Consider the following 16755-nt stretch of genomic DNA (forward strand, 5'->3'; position numbering starts at 1 on the left):
AACGATCATGAAATTAACTAAAAATACATTTTCAGCTCCGGGTTTTAGAATGTGTGTGAGCTGTGTCCTGATACTTTTATCTGTTACTGGCTGTAAAAAAGGATTACTTGATGTTGGGCAGCAAGTTGGGGCTGTGGATGCCGAAAATGCTTATACATCAAATGGAACCGCCCAATCAATTTTGGCCGGCATATTTGATGTTATGGGTGCTACAGGTTCGTTTTATCACGGTCAAAACAGCATAAGTTTATTGATGGGCCTATCGGCTGATGAATTGGTAAACTACAGCAGCAGCGTAGTATATGGCCAGTTTTTCACCAACAATCTCAGCGGACAGGGTAACAACAGCAACTACTTTTGGGCTACCATTTATCAGCAGCTTTACAATTGCAATGCAGCGATAGCGGGCTTAACCAGTTCGACCGCGCTAACTCCGGCAGTCAAAAACCAGTTGTTGGGCGAAGCCAAATTTGCAAGGGCCTATGTTTATTTTTACGCGATAAACCTTTATGGCGATATGGCCATGCCTTTGACAACAGATTATCTTACCAATAATACCCTTGCCCGGACACCTAAAGCGCAGATATATCAACAAATTATCCAGGGCCTGAAAGATGCGCAAGCCCTGCTCAGCGACGCTAAATACCTGAACGGTACCGGCGGTGCTACAACCGACAGATTAAGGCCCAACAAACAGGCAGCATCAGCTATGCTTGCCAGGGTATACCTTTACACCGGCGACTGGGCCAATGCCGAAGCCCAGGCAAGCTCGGTAATAAGCACTTCAATTTATGTGCTTGAGCCTAACCTTAACCAGGTATTTGTGAAGTCAAGCAGAGAAACTATCTGGGCACTGCAACCCATTTCAACCGGGTACAACAATGCTGATGCTTACATGCTGGTGGTAACGGCATCTCCTTTAGCTTCGGCTTTAACCCAGTTGCCGCTTAATCAAACGTTGGTAAATGCCTTTGAAAACGGAGACTCACGTTTCACAAACTGGGTGGGTAAATACAATGCCGCGGCAACCGGCACCGCACCTGCAACCACTTACTATTACGCGTATAAATATAAAGCTAATACCACATTTGGCAGCAGCGCGCCGGTTACAGAGTGGCCAATTGAGCTCAGATTGGCTGAACAATATCTGATTCGTGCCGAAGCCCGTGCGCAGCAAAACAACTTAGATGGTGCCAAATCTGATCTCAACGTGATCCGGTCACGCGCATCACTTGCCGCTGTTACTGCAAGTACCCAAACCGACGTGATAGCAGCCGTTGCCCATGAGCGCCAGGTTGAACTTTTTACAGAATGGGGACACCGTTGGTTTGATTTGAAACGCACCGGTAAAATTGATGCGGTAATGGGTGTGGAAACACCAAAAAAAGGGGGCACATGGGCAGCATACAAAGCACTTGTACCGATACCGGCATCCGAAATTCTTATTGACCATAACTTAACTCAAAACCCAGGTTACTAAGCAAACATATTTCAACAGTTATAGCAGCATAATGGCCGTCACCCCGGCTATTGTGCTGCTATTAAGCCACTGCTTTGCTCATTTTTTTACTACCAATAAAACAGAAAAACTAACAAACTAATGTATAACTACAAAAAACAAGCATGCCGGATGCTAATGCTCGCGGCTGCATTGACCATGGCGTTTGGTACCGCCAATGCTCAGAAAAAGTCAAAATCAAAAACACCGGCGGCGGCCGTTGATACCGCAAAAGCAAAAGCGCTTGCCCAACTTGCGGCCGCCAAGCCACTTAACGCCCCTAAACCTTACAAAGAGGTTGTCCCCTCTTCGGCAAAAACCATGAAGAGCTTTTTTACACTGCATTTGGTTGCCGACAAGTACTTATTTGAGATTCCCGACTCACTTCTAAAAAAAGATATTCTCATTGTATCACGTATTGACAAAGCACCGGCAGGTTTCAGGTTACCGGGTGGCTTAATGAGCTATGCAGGCGATGAGGTTGGCGAATCGGTAATTGAATTTGAAAAAATCCCCGGAGATAAAATTGTAATGCGGTCAATCGCTTTCAGGGAGTTTTCAAACGACACTACCGACAATGGCCTGTCAAGGTCACTGATCAACAGCAACTACCAAACCATACAGGGAGCTTTCCCAATCAAAGCCCTCAATAAAGAAGGTAAAAGCAGCGTGATAGACATGACCGACTACATTAACTCGGATAACAGCATTTTTGCCCTTGGCGATCCTTTTGTACGCGGTTTGTTAGGTTTTTTAGCTGCAGACAGGGGCTTTATTGATGATGCAAAAGCATTTCCTACTAATGTGGAGATCCGGTCGGTAAAAACTTACAATTTAAAACCAGGTCCTGGTGGCGGCGCCCCTCCGCCGGTAACATTTGAGTTCAACAGTTCGATAGTTTTATTGCCTGCTATACCAATGAAAGCCCGTTTAGCGGATCCAAGAATCGGTTTCTTTTCCAACTCTTATGTTGATTTTGATGTCAATCCTCATGGTGTTTCCAATACCAGCTATATCTGGCGCTGGCGTCTGGAGCCCAAACCGGCCGACATGGAAAAATACAAACGTGGTGAACTGGTTGAGCCTCAAAAACCAATTGTTATTTACATCGATCCGGCAACGCCTAAAAAATGGGTTCCCTACCTGATGCAGGGAATCAACGACTGGCAGGGCGCCTTTGAAAAAGCAGGTTTTAAAAACGCTATCGTGGCCAAAGAACCGCCGCTCAATGATTCAACCTGGAATATCGACGATGCGCGCCACTCTGTTCTGGTTTACAAACCCTCATCTATTCCCAACGCCAGTGGCCCAAGTATTAAAGATCCCCGTACCGGCGAGATCCTTGAAACACATATCAATTGGTACCACAGTGTAATGACCCTGGTACAAAACTGGTACACTGTGCAGGCCGGTGCTATTGACCCGCGTGCACGTAAACCGCAATTAGATGATGAACTGATGGGCCAGTTAATCCGCTTTGTATCATCGCATGAAATTGGCCACACCCTCGGCTTAATGCACAATTTTGGCTCATCATCAACCGTACCTGTTGCCAACCTGCGTAATAAAGCATGGGTTGAAGCTCATGGCCACACCCCATCTATCATGGATTATGCCCGCTTTAATTATGTAGCCCAACCCGAAGACAACATTAGCGAAAAGGGCATTTTTCCCCGCATTGGCGATTACGACAAATGGGCCATTGAATGGGGCTATAAACTGATCCCCGAGGCAAAAACCACCAACGACGAGAAACCTATCCTCAACAAATGGATGGTTGATAAGCTGGCTTCGGGCAAACAGTATTTTTACGGCAGCCAGGTTGATCCGTACAGCAATGATATTTACAAAGGAAGTAACCTTGACCCGCGCGACCAAAGCGAAGACCTTGGTGATGACGCCATGCTGGCCAGCACCTACGGTATCAAAAACCTGAAAAGGGTTGTGCCTAATCTTACAACGTGGTTAAAAGAACCCAACGAAAACTACGATAAAATTGCTGACATGTACACCGAAGTAGTAACCGAATATCAGCGCTTTATGGGTCATGTATTAAAGCATATTGGTGGTATTTATACTACACCCAAAACAATTGAACAGGCAGGCCCTATTTATGCCGTGGTTGAAAAGGCAAAACAAAAACGGGCGATGGCCTTTTTGCAGGAACAGCTTTTTAACACCCCATACTGGTTAATGGATAGCAAACTTTATGACTGCAGCACTACCGATTTCAGCATCGTTACCAGGGTGCAAAAAGGAGTACTATTACAGCTTATAGGTGCTCAACGCATTACCACCATGCTTAATGAGGAGCATATTTATGGCGATAAAGCATACAATGTTACCGAAATGCTGAACGATTTAAAAAAAGGTATTTTCTCCGAACTGACTGCTCATAAAACCATCAGCATTTACCGTCGCGATCTCCAAAAGGTTTACGTTGAGGCCCTCATCAACATTGTCAGCAAACAATCAACGGGCTTGGATAATGACGGCTTATCAATAGTAAAAGCGCATGCTAAATCATTGGCTTCGCAATTAAAAGCAGCAGCAAACGGTACAAACGGAATTATCCGGGCGCACTTAACAGATATGTACGAGCGCCTTAACGACGCGCTTAAACCAAAGCAAAATAATGCTTAACACCACCGGGACAAAATTTTTATAAGATACTCCTCGTTCTTTATTTTTTAACCTTCAGTAGAAATCAGTTTTAGTTTACCAACAATAAGCGCCGCCTGGAGTGGCGGCGCTTAATTTTCAGATTGCTTGACATATTCACGTATGTGCAAAGCGCCGACTTAACTACATTTTCATTTTCGTGGAATCCGCTTTCTTTTTTGCAGATTCTTTTTTCACCAGGGGCATACCGCATTTAGGACATTTGCCGGGTTTATCTAACAATACCTCAGGGTGCATAGTACAGGTGTACTGCACTTTTGCTGGCTTAGCCTTATTGGTTTTGGTTGTGTCGGGTAACATTTTGCCGTTATCGGCTGTAAATGCACTTGAGACAGAAAACAGGGCGGCAACTGCCATTAACATTGTTTTTTTCATAAGTTTGATTTGTTATTTATTGATCTGGGGGATTAATTACTGGTTTTAAAGTTGTATAGCATCAGCTTTTGACAAATAGTAATTGACGCTGTATTGCCGGTGTATTCGATCATACGCCAGCAGGTCGCTATCTGTCCTGAAACGGGTATCCAGTACTTCAAAATGCGGCCCGCTGCTGTAAATCTTTTTTAAATTCTCCAGGGTAAGCAGGTAAACTTTGTCTGATCCCTTTACGCTAAAATAATGCATAATAATGGGTTTAAAAAGGTTAAGCTTATCGCCCGGGCGGCGGCGTTCATAAATAATAACCGGGCCGTTGTCAAGTATTTTATAATCGGTTATGCGAGGATTGCTGATAGCGATCAGGGAATCCTGAGGATTATTTTTTGTTGTAAAACTTTTTGCCTGGGCCTGTGAATCTAAAAGGAACAGGATGGCCAAAACGGCCGAAAATTTGATCGTTTTCATTTTTGAAAATATATTGGTAGCTCACTGCCAGATACAACTCGACAATAAACTGTTAAAAAATAGATTAATAAGAAAAATACCTGACGGATGATTGTCAAGGGCCGATCAGGCTAAATGGAGAGAAATACCGGAAAGGATCAAATTTTATAAGTGGCGTAAAGGATATAAAGTGGCGGCTGCCCGGGAGGCGGTGCCTGGCTATTATAAGCGCACTGGCTAAGTTTTGTTACGCTTTGATTTGAAACCGGAAGAAAAAATACCGGTGCAATGATAGCCAAAGTGTTTTTGAAGGAAAGGGCCGTCCGGCTTGAAACATGATTATCCTTTACCTTGAGCATTATTTTAATATTTTTACAGCAGGATAAATCGCCCGCCTTGTGTGCCAGTTTGTACCCGGCAGATGCGGACAGTGATATATTAGCCAATTTACCGCAACAATAGAACCTGTTTATGGTGAGCCCAAAAACAGAAACTGAATAAACCAGGATAAGTAATATGACCGCTATTCGTTTCACGATACTAAAGTAGAAAAGTTATAACTGCTATTCCTATATAATTCCGTTTTTAATTTATATCCTATTGTCATTTGCTTTGGTAAGTTTAAAACATCAGATCTTATCTATCAGCCTTCTATCATCAGTATCTGAATAGGATTTATATTTGTAATTACCAATCAGCGGGAATTGAGCTGCCACGTAATTTTCACAGCGGATATTTTTTCGGACTCCATTCTGTACCCGGTAAGGACGTTAAACCCGTTTTTTATGTAAAATTGCAAAGGCGACCTATACTTGCGCCCATCAGCGCGCAGAACACCCTCTTTATCAATTACCCAACCGGCAAGCTGAGTTTCGTGCTTCTTTATTTCGTTAAGTATGCTTGTCCCATAACTCTTTCCGTGAATATTACTGTTTAGTATGATTGCGAACCACTTCTCGTTATCACGGAGGAAAGTAGCTGACCAACCAACAATACTCTCCTCTCCATCAATTAGCAAGAAGTGTTTTTTTGCATCTAAATTGTTAAGGTAATCATTAAAGCCTTCCATTTTGTCAAACTTTAATTTTTCAGGATACTCATTATTCCATAACCGAAAAGCGGCTTCAATCTGTTTGACATTAAGAGATTCCTGAACTATTATTTTCACCTTGGCAGTTTAATTAATTTTCATCTTTTAATTTACATCCTGCGGAACTGAATTGGCAAATTAATTTTTCAAACCCCATCATGGGCACGTAAACGAAAAGCTTTGCCTTCAAAACTTCCGATATGAAAATACGATTTTATAACCCCTTAAATAGCTCGCCGGCAAGATAGATACGAAAATCTTTGATACGCCCGGTTTCCATATCCTGTCGGGGCAGCATTTTAATACCACCAATGGTTGTTTTGTTTCCCAAATCAATAACCACCTGATGCGGATATTTTGGTGCCAGGTCCTTCCATTGGCTATGCCAGATGCTGGTATACTGCAAATCGAACAGGTTTTCGGATTTCCCATCGTTACCTTTTAGTTCCTCACTATCAGCATAAACTACTTTCCACGAATTTCGGGAGATTTGTTCGCCATGCTCATCTAACAATTCTACTTCTGCTAATGCAGCAAACTGGTCGCCTGTAAAATTGCTTAACGCTTCCAGGGCAAGATATCGTCCGTTTTTGGGAGAAAATGTAAACGTTTGCCATTTACCGGTATTTTCCATTGCGCCTGTGTATATCAGGCTATTCTGGTTATTTCCAAACTTTTGGCCGGGCTCGCGGTGGTTACTGCTGATGGTTTCATTGGTTGTAAGACTATCAAGAATAGGTTTATCGAGGCCTTGTAGTCGTGGTTTGACCGGGCGGTGTAAGTCTAATACAACAACCTCATTCCTTCCGTTATTCAACCATACACCAGGCACATACATAGTTTGCGTTGGCCCTATATTCCAGTAACGACCAAGACAATGCCCATTTATCCAGGCCACTCCTTTTTTAAACCAACGCATATCCAGATAGAAATCACTTTTACTGTTTGTATTAAAGTATCCTTTGTAAAAGCCAGGCCCGTTAAGTTTAGGAATTGTATTTATGGCGCTGTATTTAAATTGAGGATTGCCCTCCCCTAACGGAATTGAATAATGTTTCCAACCTTTCAGCATAGCCTTTTCTTCTCCGGTTATACTGTAAACTTCCCCTTGTAATCCTTTACGATCAGGCAGGTAATAGCCATAATTAACGCGTCCCATAGCTTCAACAAGCACGCGAAGTTTTGCTGGTTTAGATAGCTCGGGAATATTGATTATATGTTCATTCTTCATCCTGTTTAATACCCCAATGAACTTATTTCCTATAAACACTTCTGCATAATCATGCACCTCAGTAAAATCGAGCTTTCTTTTCGCACCAGCCGGTAAGTTTGTTTCATAAAGCATCATTCCGTAGCCCTGGTTCAGGTCTTCCATGAACAAGGTTGTATCGCTAAGCACGGGTTTGCTTAATTGTGGCATTATAGGTGCAACCGCGGTAAGATTAAAAGGTGCTATTTTTTGTACAGGTATTGGAGCCGGTACATCTGTCAACACCTCACCCGGTTGAAGATATTTTTTCAGCGTGTTACGAAGTTCATCAAACTTAGGCGTAGCATTTCCATTTTCGCTTATTGGCGCATCGTAATCATAGCTGGAGGTTTCGGGCGTGTACGGCTGACAGTTTGCTCCCGCCCATAAACCAAAGGACGTCCCGCCGTGGATCATATAAATACTGAAGGAAGCGTTACGGTCAAGCATCCACCCCAACTCTTTGATAAGATGGTCGTTTGAGCCGGTATGATGAGGCGCGCCCCAACTATCAAACCAGCCCGGATAATATTCGCCGCACATTAACGGGCCGGTAGGTTGTACTTCACGCAGTGCTTTAAAGGCAGCCTCTGGGTTATTGCCGAAGTTAACTACAGCAAAAATATCCTTTTGTACATCGTTTTTTAATTGAACCGTGCCATCACAGCTAAACAGCGGAACAACAAAACCCGCTTCTTTTAAATAGTCTCGTGTTTTTAGCATGTATTCCTTATCAGATCCGTAGCTGCCATATTCGTTTTCAACCTGTGTCATGATAATGGGGCCGCCGTTTGTAATTTGCAGCGGAGCTAAAACACGGCCAACTTCTTTTAAATACCGGCGGCAACGCTCCATATAATACGGATCCTGCGTACGTAACTTAATATCTTTCTTTTTCAGCAACCACCATGGTAAGCCGCCAAATTCCCATTCGGCGCATGCGTATGGCCCCGGACGCAACAGTACATACAGCCCCTCTTCCTGGGCTATTTTGCAAAACTCAGCTGCATCTGCCTGTCCCTCCCACGTAAATTTCCCCGGCGATGTTTCATGAAAATTCCAAAATAGATAAGCACAAACGGTATTTAAACCAACCGCTTTAGCCATTTTTAACCGGTGCCGCCAGTAGGCCCTGGGGATACGGGCAAAATGCATTTCGCCGCAACGAATAACAAATGGTTTTCCGTTTAGCATAAATGACTCGGTGCCGATTTTAAAAGGTTCATTTATTTGCTGCTGCCCCATAGCCATGCCGGAACTCAGTAAGCATATACAAAGGAATAATCTGATGATATTATTTTTCATTAATTCAATTTTGAACTGTATTACTCAAATAAAAAAGCAGTCGTCTTTTTGTGGTTTTAACAAACGAGGCATCAACGAAAAAACGGACATGATACCTCCCGGAGTTACAATTGTAATGAAATAATATTCCCGAAAAACAGCTAAAAATTACGCAAACGGTTGTTGCGGGCAACGCAACCGTTTGCGTAATTTTTCAGGCTGCAATACGATGTACAGTGGGCTATCTTTCCATTAATTTTTAATTAGTTTCGGAAATATTAAACAGAAAAATCAAGAAATTTTTATGCGGAAATTAACTTACCTGCTTGTTTTATTACTCCCATTACAGCTTTTTGCCCAACAGTTTGATCCTGTAAAAGCGTTGGTTAAAAGGCGTGCGCCCTGGTTGAGCGATCATGTTATTTTCAAACCACTAAAAAGCAACAGCCCCGGAGTATTTGAACTGCAAACCATAAATAACAAACTGGTTATATCAGCCTCGGGCAGTAATGCCGCTGCCGTTGGTGTAAACTGGTATTTAAAATACTATTGTCATCGTTCTATGTCGCATATGGGCGATAACCTGACACCGGTACTTCCACTGCCCGTAGTTAACAAAAAGACAACCATAGAGGCGGCAGCGGTATACCGCTACGCGTTAAATTACTGTACCTACAATTACACTATGAGTTTTTACACCTGGGCAGATTGGGAACGGGAAATTGATTGGATGGCATTAAATGGAGTTAATACGATGCTTGCCGTTGAAGGTATGGAAGCAGTGTGGCAAAACACGCTGAGAAAGGTAGGTTATAATGAAAAAGAGATCAACGATTTTATAGTAGGCCCGGCATATACCGCATGGTGGCTGATGGGTAATATTGAAGGCTGGGGAGGCCCTATGCCCCAAAGCCAGATTGACAACCGGAAGCTGATTCAACAAAAAATGATGAAGCGGATGCGCGAATTAGGCATAGAACCTGTGTTACAGGGCTTTTATGGCATGGTACCAAGCTCATTAAAAAGCAAAAGTAAAGCCCATATCATTGATCAGTTAACCTGGGGAGCCTTTAAAAGGCCGGATATACTTGACCCTACCGATCCTGAATTTAGCCGTATGGCAGAAATTTACTACACCGAAATGCAGGCATTATATGGTAAGAATATTCGCTTTTTTGCCGGCGATCCTTTTCATGAGGGAGGTAAAACAGATGGCGTTGACCTAAAGAAAGCAGGGGCTGCCATACAGGCATCCATGCAAAAATATTACCCGGGCTCAACCTGGGTGTTACAAGGCTGGCAGGATAACCCCAAACAAGCCATGCTTGATGGGCTTGATAAATCAAAAATACTGGTACAGGAACTTTTTGGCGAGTTCACCAACAACTGGAAAAAACGTAAGGCTTATGATGGTAGTCCGTTTATTTGGTGCAGCGTAAATAACTTTGGTGAACGCCCTGGTCTTTACGGAAAACTGCAACGCTTTGCCGACGAAGTAGACAGCGCCAGGAACAGCGATTATAGCAAGTACCTAAAAGGGGTAGGCATCATGCCCGAAGGTATCAATAACAATCCTCCCGATTATGACTTAATGCTTGAATTAGGCTGGCGTAAGGCTCATGTAGATACTAAAAACTGGATCAATGATTACGCGGAATATAGGTATGGCAAGCAAAATGAACACACCAGTAACGCATGGCAGGGCTTTTTACAAACCGTATACCACAGTCGCCCGGGGTACCAGGAAGGGGCTGGCGAATCTATCTTCTGTGCAAGGCCTGCGCTGAAGGTTAAATCGATATCAAGCTGGGGCACACTAACGCGCGATTATGATACCGTACAATTTGAAAAAGCTGTAAAAGAATTTGCCAAAGCATTACCGGTGTTGGGCAGCTCCGCCACTTATAAAATAGACCTGATCAATATGGTTAGGCAGGTTTTAGCTAATAAAGGAACGCTTATTTTTAATAACGTGGTAACTGCCTATAACAATAAAGATTTGCAGGCTTTCAATGAAAAAAGCACGAAGTTCCTCAGCATGATCAAATTAACAGATGAATTATTGAATACGGACAAGTACTTCAGGCTCAACACCTACCTTAAACAAGCCATAAATAGTGGTAATACGCCGGAAGAAAAGGCGAATAACCTGAAAAACATTCTGATGCAGATAACTTATTGGGGCGAAAACAATCGCGCAGAGGATAACCTGCATGAGTATGCTTACAAAGAGTGGGCCGGACTGATCGATAATTATTACCTGCCAAGATGGGAAATTTACTTTAACTACCTAAGAGGAAATCTGCAAGGCCAAAATAATCCTGAACCCGATTTCTTTACCTGGGAGCATAAATGGGTTGATGAAAACCAAAAGCTGATTACAGAAAAACCACAACGTGCTTTGCAGGAAGTAGTTAACGAAATTTTAGCCATGTAATACTCATCATCAATAATTTATATTATCATGTTACGGAAACTCCTGCCTGGTATTTGTCTCCTTTTATATAGCCAGGTTTTATTTGCGCAAAACGAGCACACATACCGGGTGCCCAAAGATTCGCTGGTGAGGCAAAAGCTTGCCCAATGGCAAGACCGAAAATTTGGTTTATTTATGCATTGGGGTACGTACAGCCAATGGGGAGTTGCTGAAAGCTGGACAATTTGTCCTGATGATGAGGTTAAACGAACCGGCCCATACAGTGATGATTATTTTACCTACAAAAAAGCCTACGAAAACCTACAAACTACGTTTAACCCACTTAACTTCAACCCTGAAAAATGGGTGAGGGCAGCTAAAGCCGCCGGAATGAGCTATGTAGTATTTACAACCAAACATCATGATGGCTTTAGCATGTTTGATACCAAACAAACCGATTATAAAATTACAGATCCTAAAACACCCTTTTCAAAAAATATACGAAGCAATGTAACTAAAGAAATATTCAACGCTTTTCGTAATGAAAATTTTATGGTTGGGGCATATTTTTCCAAACCTGATTGGCACAATCAAAACTATTGGTGGCCCTATTATCCGCCTAAAGATCACAACGTTAATTACAGCCCGCAACGCTACCCCGAACGCTGGCAAAAATTTAAAGATTTTACCTATAACCAGATTGAAGAATTGATGACCGGGTATGGCAAGATTGATATTTTATGGCTGGATGGGGGCTGGGTAAGGCCTTTAGATGAAAACGATAACGATCCGCAACATTATAACCAGGACCTTGATATGGCTAAAATAGCAAAAATGAGCCGCGATCATCAGCCTGGCCTTATCATGGTTGATCGCACGGTTACCGGTGAGTTTGAAAACTATACCACCCCTGAACAAGAGGTACCCGATAAGCCACTGCCCTACCCCTGGGAAACCTGTATGACCATTGGTAAATATTGGAGCTATGTGCCTAATGATGAATTTAAACCCAGCCTGCAATTAGTTCAAACCCTTATAAAAATAGTATCGCGGGGAGGCAATCTGCTGCTCAATATTGCACCGGGACCTGATGGCGACTGGAACCCGGCTGCCTATCAGCGATTACAAGATATTGCCGACTGGATAAAAATTAACGGAGAGGGCATTTATGGTTCAGAACCGGTAGCTCCTTACTCAGCAGGCAATATCTATTTTACTAAATCAAAAACCACAAAATCGTTATACGCATTCTGGCTATCTGAAACAGAAACGGTAAACCTCCCTGCCAATATTACTTTCCCGGTCAACAACATCGAAACACTTAAAAAAGTAAGTTTGCTTGGCAGTGTTCAAAAACTAAAATGGAATTACAAAAACGGGCTACTAAGCATTCAAATACCCAAGGGGTTACAAAAGAGCACCACTTTAAAGTATAGTAGTGCTTTTGTATTGAAATATTAGGACACAATCGTTAAGCTACAGAATTTACCCGGTAAGATACCATACTGGCATCAAATAAAGCCCGATGAAAAACTGGGGCTGATGGTACTTCCTCAAGCTGGCTGTCAATCAGTTCAAAAAGAATCTCAGCTGCTTTTATCCCCTGCTCTTTCGGGAACTGTTCGATAGAGGCCAATGGTGGGTTGTCTATAAAACTCCAGATGGGTAAATTTGCGAAACTGATGAAACTGATATCGTGATTAACAATCATATTATTGCTTTTAACTATAGCCATCGCATCGCGGGCAACGTAATCGTTAAAAGCGATAACTGCCGTGGGCTTAGTGGTTAAAGATAGCAGCCGTCGCATAGCGTATTGATTTTGTGTCGAAGACAGATCTGAAGAAACAATCAGGTCATCATTGATCACAATTCCATGTTTACCAAGCGCCGTTTTATAGCTATCCAGGCGCTCTTTACTGGCCTCCAACGGTGAAGGCCCGTTAATTAGCCCAATGTTACGATGTCCTTTTTCTATTAAACAATCAACAGCCTGCTGCATTCCTGGCTGGAGGTTACAGGCCGAATAATGAATATCATTCAAACCGGGAATCCGGTCGAAAAACACAACTGGAATATTATACTTTTTCAGTTGTTCAAATATTTCAAAGTTTTTGGTGTTTTTACTTAGGGAGATGATAATACCATCTAAACGATGATTTTTCATCGTTTCCAGGATACTTCGCTCTTTTTCGGGGTTTTCTAATGATTGCCCTATAAAAACATTGTAGCTTTTTTTGCTGGCATAATCTTCAATTGCGCTAAGGGCCGAAGCAAAAAAAGCTTCAGAAAAATCGGGAAGTATAACACCAATAGTGCATGTTTTTCCTTGCTTAAAAGATATGGCAGCTTTATTAGGTATATAATTTAATTCGCTTGCGATCTTGTTAACCCGCATCGTAGTCACCAGACCGATGCTTGGATGTCCATGTAATGCCCGGGACACCGTTGAAGCACTTATTTTTAAGCGTTTGGCTATGTCTTTAATTGTGGGAATCTTTTCCATTTTGCAATTGGGTTTAAAACAATTAATACTATTTATTTAATATTGATGAATGTCTTACTGAAAGGCACCTTTACTTATTTGCCTGTTAACAATACGCGCCTTCTTATCGATATCCGTTTTACCGTTTATATCAACAGAAATAACCACTCCCGAATTTTTTGCAGGCGAAGATGATTGTATGCGTAAATCAGGCTTTGCCGTGCTCAACAGAAGAGGGTCAAGACCATTGGTTGAATTAGCGTCGTTATTGCTGGTTGCTTTCCAAGCATCAAGAGAGGTAAGCGGCGCACCGTTGGTGCTGTTCCAGATCCATTGCGGTGTGCCTGTGGTGTAATATAAATTGTTATCGATAATGTTGTTGTTGCCTGTGGTGGTGTACTTATGAATAAATACATCAACCGGTCTGGCAAATACAATATTGTTTTTGATCACGTTATTATCGCAATGTTCGGTAAGCCTTATCTCCCCTTCTATCTCACCAAAGGCACCTAAAACACGGTCGTTTTGATACAGGGTATTATTAACAACATAACAACCTTTAGTACCACCGGTTGTAAAGTTTAAATAATCGCCCATGTATATGCCCGTGCGATAACAGTTATATACAAAGTTGTTTCGTACAATGGTAGTTTTGGTGGCATATATGTTACTTTCACTTACCAGGCCTATTCCCCTATCGCTGTTATATACTATGTTTCTTTCGATGATAGTGTTGGCGCCACCACATACATAAATAGAAATGGCGCCATACCTGTCGGCCCCCCATGTTTCGGGAGTTTTGGTCATGGTGTTATCGTGAAATTCGTTATCGCTTATTACACCGTTACGGGCATAGTTGGTGGCAAGCGCTCCTTTAGGATTAAGATTATCGCCACCGGCTACAATTACACCTATATTTTCCGTGTCGTAAACTTTATTATGGCTAAAGATAAAACCATCTACATTACCGGCAAGGGTTACATTTTCACTTGTTCCGGTTTGGGTATCGTGTACCTCGCAGCCGGTAATAACCAGGTTGGTAATTGCCGCGGTTCCGTTACCTATTACCAAGATGGCGTGTCCGCTGCGCCAATCGGCCAATGAAGCATTGTTTTTTACATTATGGATATCGCAGTTTTTAATGGTGATATCATGCGAGTTACTGTCGATAACAATCCCCTCCGGATCAACACCGTGTGCAGAACTGGTCAAATTACAAATCTCAAAACCATCCAAGGTGATGTAGGCTACATTGCGCAGCGTAACTAACGCCGTCCAGCCTGTAACTATTATTTTGCTACCGTCAAGCACAGGTTTCTCTCCCGGATATGCTTTTAACGTAATTGTTTTGTTCTTTATTCCCGGTTTAGGGAATACTACTTTGTCATAATACCTGCCGCCCCTAACCATGATAACGTCGCCAGGTATGGCATGACTTAATGCAGCATTAATGGTTTGAAAAGGCGCATTGATGGAGCCTTTATTATTGTCAGATCCATCAACAGCAACGTAGTAAGCATGAGCGCTGTCTGATAATGGTTTATTATGCCTATCGGCATTCTTTTTACAAGTGGCCATCGTACTTATGGCGAAAAAACATAAAAGCCAAACAGTGATATAAAATTTCATTACAATTAATTTAAGATTTAAAAGAGCCATGCCTGTGGCTAAGAATATAGGCCCGTAGCATATATATCTGCTACGGGGCGCTATATAAACTAACTAAACAATAAACTGTCATTCGCGGTATCCACGGTAAATGAAAGACCGCTTTTAAAGATTATCTCATAATTAATGATGCTTGACGCAATTTGGCGACGCTCCATGAGAAGCCTCTTTTTTATTCCGAAACTATCTTCCTTATCCTGTTGTTATTTTTATCCAATACATAAACAGTCCCGTTTTTATCAACAGCCACACCAGTTGGTGCACTAAATAGCGCGGAGCCACCAATCGCGTCAGAATATCCGGCTGAGCCACTTCCGGCGAATGTGCTTACATCAAAATTACCGGCCTGGATGTAGCGGATACTTTGATCCGGATTATCCGTATTACCAGATACAGTACCGTTGCCTGCCACGTATATATTGCTATTGTTATCAACCGCGATCCCCCACGGATAGGCGAACCTTGCCGCGGTACTTGTTCCGTTAACGTATCCTAAGCTACCTGTTTGCCCCGCAACAACGCTGCCCAGCCATGTGCCTGCCGTAAACTTTTTAACCACCTGGTCGCCGTTCATGGATACATATAAATTACCGGTTTTATCAAAAGCGATACCTGCGGGATAATACAGCCCGCCTACAACTTGCGTTGATGTAAACTGAGCCGATATCTGGTAAATGTTTCCGGGGTTGGAGCAGCTTCCGTAGTAAACATAACCCGTAGTTTTGTCGACACCCACACTCCATGGCTCCTGGTTTGCCCAGGCCCATGTGGTAGCAGTGCCATCCGGAGTAATTTTCCTGATATCCCAATTTACCGGATCGACAGAGTACACATTGCCCTGGGCATCCGTAGCCACCGAATATGGTAAATAAAAATTCGCGGCGGTGCCCTTTCCGTCGGCATAACCCGCGACATTGGGGTTACCGGCAAGTGTCGTTACGTTTCCGGCGGTATCAATTTTTCTGATACAATGGTTTCCGGGGTCGGCAACATAAACGTTAAGATTATCATCAACGGCTATGCCCATGCTCCTGTACCAGCTTTGGCCGCTCAGGTTAAACATGGCATCCGTACCTTTGCCATTGGCAAAGCCCGCTACGCCCGATCCCGCCAGCGTAGTAACAGTCCTGGTATACTGATAGGTAAAATCACCCGCGCTTGTTGCCGAACCTTTTCCAATGGTTACCATGATAGGTCCCGATCCGGCTTTCTTAGGTACTACAACAATCATTTGTTTGGTATTGGCACCAATGATCTTAAGCTTTAACCCGTTTAGGGTAACCGAAATCTGCGAGGTATCGGTTGAAAAATTAGAGCCATTAATCAACACCTCGGTGCCACCGCCACCTTGAGCCGGTATAAATGAAGTGATACCAATCGGAGCGTTAGCATCATGCGTTGGGACTTTATCCTTTTTACAACCTGCAAAAGCTATCATGATAAAAACCGCCCCAGCCAAAAAGTATATGTTCATACCTTTTGACATTATTTTTATGAATATTTTCATTGGAATAATCAATTGTTAATTATCTGTTTTTCCATAAATCCTTACTGCTGTTTC

General features: G+C 42.7%; 12 protein-coding genes. 4 read left to right on the forward strand and 8 right to left on the reverse strand.

Annotated elements, in window-relative coordinates; genetic code table 11:
• Window positions 1–7: 7 nt before the first annotated feature.
• Window positions 8–1480 carry a RagB/SusD family nutrient uptake outer membrane protein gene (locus tag EAH55_RS25985; protein ID WP_121812222.1) on the forward strand — a complete coding sequence of 491 codons (1473 nt, stop codon included), beginning with the start codon at window positions 8–10 and terminating at the stop codon, window positions 1478–1480.
• A gap of 120 nt (window positions 1481–1600) precedes the next feature.
• Window positions 1601–4141, forward strand: a complete 2541-nt coding sequence (locus EAH55_RS25990) for a zinc-dependent metalloprotease (protein ID WP_244228366.1) — start codon at window positions 1601–1603, stop codon at window positions 4139–4141.
• Window positions 4142–4303: 162 nt separating this feature from the next.
• On the opposite strand, the gene EAH55_RS25995 is transcribed toward EAH55_RS25990, so the two are convergent.
• The 5 genes from EAH55_RS25995 to EAH55_RS26015 form a co-directional block, all read right to left on the reverse strand.
• Window positions 4304–4555: a heavy metal-binding domain-containing protein gene (locus EAH55_RS25995; RefSeq protein WP_121812223.1), complete on the reverse strand. Its 252-nt coding sequence runs from the start codon at window positions 4553–4555 to the stop codon at window positions 4304–4306.
• A gap of 45 nt (window positions 4556–4600) precedes the next feature.
• On the reverse strand, window positions 4601–5023 hold the full coding sequence (locus EAH55_RS26000) for a hypothetical protein (RefSeq protein ID WP_121812224.1): 423 nt from the start codon (window positions 5021–5023) through the stop codon (window positions 4601–4603).
• A 137-nt stretch (window positions 5024–5160) separates the two neighbouring features.
• Window positions 5161–5538 (reverse strand): HYC_CC_PP family protein, encoded by a 378-nt coding sequence (locus EAH55_RS26005; RefSeq protein ID WP_162997054.1) that lies wholly within the window; start codon window positions 5536–5538, stop codon window positions 5161–5163.
• Window positions 5539–5696: 158 nt separating this feature from the next.
• Complete coding sequence (locus tag EAH55_RS26010; protein WP_121812226.1) at window positions 5697–6170, reverse strand: hypothetical protein; 474 nt, start codon at window positions 6168–6170, stop codon at window positions 5697–5699.
• 136 nt (window positions 6171–6306) lie between these two features.
• Window positions 6307–8646, reverse strand: coding sequence for a beta-galactosidase (locus EAH55_RS26015; RefSeq protein WP_121812227.1), 2340 nt, complete (start codon window positions 8644–8646; stop codon window positions 6307–6309).
• A gap of 283 nt (window positions 8647–8929) precedes the next feature.
• On the opposite strand from EAH55_RS26015, the gene EAH55_RS26020 reads away from it, so the two are divergent.
• Window positions 8930–11062 carry an alpha-N-acetylglucosaminidase gene (locus EAH55_RS26020; RefSeq protein WP_121812228.1) on the forward strand — a complete coding sequence of 711 codons (2133 nt, stop codon included), beginning with the start codon at window positions 8930–8932 and terminating at the stop codon, window positions 11060–11062.
• A 27-nt stretch (window positions 11063–11089) separates the two neighbouring features.
• Window positions 11090–12502 (forward strand): alpha-L-fucosidase, encoded by a 1413-nt coding sequence (locus EAH55_RS26025; protein ID WP_121812229.1) that lies wholly within the window; start codon window positions 11090–11092, stop codon window positions 12500–12502.
• A 10-nt stretch (window positions 12503–12512) separates the two neighbouring features.
• Here EAH55_RS26025 and EAH55_RS26030 read toward each other — a convergent pair whose 3' ends face one another.
• The 3 genes from EAH55_RS26030 to EAH55_RS26040 all read right to left on the reverse strand — a co-directional run bounded on the left by EAH55_RS26030 (window position 12513) and on the right by EAH55_RS26040 (window position 16668).
• A complete protein-coding gene (locus EAH55_RS26030; RefSeq protein WP_112565959.1) occupies window positions 12513–13547 on the reverse strand; it encodes a LacI family DNA-binding transcriptional regulator in 1035 nt (344 codons plus the stop codon).
• Between the two features lie 54 nt (window positions 13548–13601).
• Window positions 13602–15155 (reverse strand): right-handed parallel beta-helix repeat-containing protein, encoded by a 1554-nt coding sequence (locus tag EAH55_RS26035; protein ID WP_121812230.1) that lies wholly within the window; start codon window positions 15153–15155, stop codon window positions 13602–13604.
• Window positions 15156–15366: 211 nt separating this feature from the next.
• Window positions 15367–16668 (reverse strand): IPT/TIG domain-containing protein, encoded by a 1302-nt coding sequence (locus EAH55_RS26040; protein ID WP_208644940.1) that lies wholly within the window; start codon window positions 16666–16668, stop codon window positions 15367–15369.
• Between the last annotated feature and the right edge of the window lie 87 nt (window positions 16669–16755).

It is taken from the genome of Mucilaginibacter kameinonensis, from assembly GCF_003675385.1.
Lineage (GTDB): Bacteria > Bacteroidota > Bacteroidia > Sphingobacteriales > Sphingobacteriaceae > Mucilaginibacter > Mucilaginibacter kameinonensis.